Here is a 356-nt window from a genome sequence, read left to right as displayed (position 1 = left end):
GGGCAACTGGTTTTTAATTTGCGTGATAAAGGGGCTCTGCCGTTTCTGGAGGGACATCTGCATGAAGTGGCTGAGCGTGGTGGTCCCGGATTCACCCCCTTTATTACCTTCAGCAGTAACGGACAGCCGTTTACTGTGACGGAAGGAAATGGTACCTCAGCACAGCATTTCCGCGCCTCTGTCCCGGTGCGTGACCCGGAGACGGGAAACGTGTCGGGACAGCTTTCTTTCACCCTGAATCAGGGAATGGCCGTCAGTGCCGGTGCACAGGAAGAGGGTGCGACAGTGCCGGCAGGGATGTCGCTGGTCAGTGGGCAGAGTGTGACGGATGTACAGTCAGGAACGCTGCCACAGTG

The 356-nt window shown here is 57.3% G+C and carries 1 pseudogene; it reads left to right on the top strand.

Annotated features, from left to right (window positions below):
- Positions 1-356, top strand: a pseudogene (locus BEA93_RS24795) (fimbrial protein); the annotation flags it as partial.

The sequence above is a fragment of the Escherichia sp. MOD1-EC5950 genome, from assembly GCF_002965345.1.
Lineage (GTDB): Bacteria > Pseudomonadota > Gammaproteobacteria > Enterobacterales > Enterobacteriaceae > Escherichia > Escherichia marmotae.
The sequence above is the reverse complement of the archived record's forward strand: the minus strand, read 5'-3'. Positions and strand labels throughout refer to the sequence as shown.